A 2,255-nucleotide genomic window follows, 5' to 3' on the forward strand; every position below is an offset into this window, starting at 1 on the left:
CTAAAGAAGAGGAAGCCAAACGCCAGATGGATATCAAAGAGATGAATGTCCAGGAGCTCAAGGAACTCATGGATAGTGGTGCGGATGATTTTGTTTTAATTGATGTCCGCAATCCCCATGAGTATGAGATTGCTAAGATTTCTGGCTCAGTTCTAGTGCCATTACCGGATATTGAACAGGGTTCTGGTGTAGCAAAAGTTAAGGAGCTGGTTAATGGTCATCGCTTGATTGCCCATTGCAAGAAGGGAGGTCGCTCAGCGAAAGCCTTGGGAATTTTGAAAGAGGCTGGTATTGAAGGGATTAATGTCAAAGGAGGTATTACTGCCTGGAGTCAGGAAATTGATTCATCAGTACCGCAATACTAACTAAATATATAGCAATTATGGTGAACCAGTCAGGGACATTGCTTATCCTTTTAAGGCAAAAGGCAAAAGGCAAAAGGCAAAAGGCAAAAGGCAAAAGGCAATAGTCAAGAAGGTTTTAACCAGGGAACAGAACTATGTCTTAACCTTGTCTTGGACTGCTATAGGAACTGGATCTGGCCACGGTAACGGGAATTCCATTAGTTGTATTTGGTGCGATCGCAGATGAGTTTGCGATCGCTATTTTATTTACTGGTCACCAATGCTGCTAATTCTGTAGATACTGTCTGATCTCAAAGTATAGTTCAGCACTGATCTCAAAGTTGATCCCTGTCTTGATGCAGTCGCTCATGGGGGAAACCCCCAAGACCGCGCTGCATCGCTGCTCCCTACTCCCTGCTCCCTACTCCCTAAAACCCAGGAATTTATACCTTACCCCATTGAAAAGTGCTATGAATGCTCGATGCGAGTACCCAAAACCTTGAGGAATTCTGCTAGCCACCGGGGATGAGCAGGCCAAGCGGGAGCTGTTACTAAATTACCGTCTACTATTGCTTGATCTACTGGAATGTCAGCATAGGTTCCACCAGCACGGGTAACATCGGGACCACAGGCTGGATAAGCGGAACATTTTTTACCTTGGATTACATCTGCTGCTGCCAACAATTGAGCACCATGACAAATTGCTGCGATTGGTTTGTTGGCTTGGGCAAAGTGCTGCACGATTTTGATCACATCTTGATTGAGGCGGATGTATTCTGGTGCTCGCCCCCCTGGAATCACTAGGGCGTCATAATCTTCAGGATTGATGGCATCAAAGGTGGCATTGAGGGTGAAGTTGTGACCAGGCTTCTCCGTGTAGGTCTGGTCTCCTTCAAAGTCATGAACCGCTGTGCGAACAATGTCCCCAGCTTTTTTGTCAGGACAGACAGCATCAACGGTATGTCCTACCATCTGCAACCCTTGGAAGGGAACCATCACTTCGTAGTCTTCTACAAAGTCACCTACGAGCATTAAGATTTGCTTTCCTGCCATGTTATCACTCCTGTGGTTTGAATCGGAATAGCTCTTGAGCAATCCTAATCTATCAAGGTTCTGAGGTTGTTTGCGTAGCGTGGCCTTTTGGCCAAGGTTGTCTGTCAGAATGAAGAATGAAGAATGAAGAATGAAGAATGAAGAATGCAGAATGAAGAATGTAGAATGAAGAATGCAGAATGCAGAATCTATAATTCTAAATTCTAAATTCTAAATTCTAAATTCTAAATTCTAAATTCTAAATTCTAAATTCTAAATTCTAAATTCTTAATTCTTAATTCTAAATTCTTAATTCAAAAATTGGGATTTAGTGCTCCAACCAAACTGCTAAATCCGTTGCGGTATTAAAATCCAACAACGCTTCACTCAATTCCTCTAATCGAGTAATCGATAATCCCTCAATCTGTTGTTGGAGCACAGGGTCAAGTAAACCTAACCTCAGGGTTAGCAAACGCATCACAATTAATACCGCTTCCTCCTGCTTTCCTCGGTCGAGTCCCTGCTGGAGTCCCTGCTGGATTCCCTGTTGGATTCCCTTTTGGACTCCCTTTTGGATAATATCTTGATAGGTGACTGATTCTTCCATAATTTCCTCCCTCAATAATCGACGGACTAACTCTTTATCAAACCGCAAACCAGCCAGCACATCCACACAAGCTGCTAGGTTTCCCCGTAATGGTTTTTCTTCAATTCTATCCACTTGGGCAACCACTTGCTCTAACAATCGATTCGGGCTATTACTCCTAGCTAGAGTTGCCAAGGGTAACAGAGCTCGATTGGCTAACAGTGGTTGAGGGTCTTGCTCCCACAGACGAATTACTCGATAACGATGCCAGGTGTTAGTATCCCTAAACTCAT

Annotated in this window: 3 protein-coding genes; 1 reads left to right on the plus strand and 2 read right to left on the minus strand. The window is 43.8% G+C overall.

Annotation, left to right across the window (positions count from 1 at the left end):
- Positions 1-365: rhodanese-like domain-containing protein (locus tag F6K53_RS37800; RefSeq protein ID WP_293084828.1), on the plus strand; the 365-nt coding region annotated here is incomplete at its 5' end.
- A gap of 447 nt (positions 366-812) precedes the next feature.
- Here F6K53_RS37800 and F6K53_RS37805 read toward each other — a convergent pair.
- Entirely contained in the window at positions 813-1,397 is a 585-nt protein-coding gene (locus F6K53_RS37805) for a DJ-1/PfpI family protein (RefSeq protein ID WP_075896369.1), read from the minus strand.
- Positions 1,398-1,704: 307 nt separating this feature from the next.
- A partial coding sequence (locus tag F6K53_RS37810) for a DUF4351 domain-containing protein (protein ID WP_293084831.1) occupies positions 1,705-2,255 on the minus strand: 551 nt, incomplete at its 5' end.

Origin of the sequence: Moorena sp. SIO4A1, assembly GCF_010672065.1 — a bacterium.
Lineage (GTDB): Bacteria > Cyanobacteriota > Cyanobacteriia > Cyanobacteriales > Coleofasciculaceae > Moorena.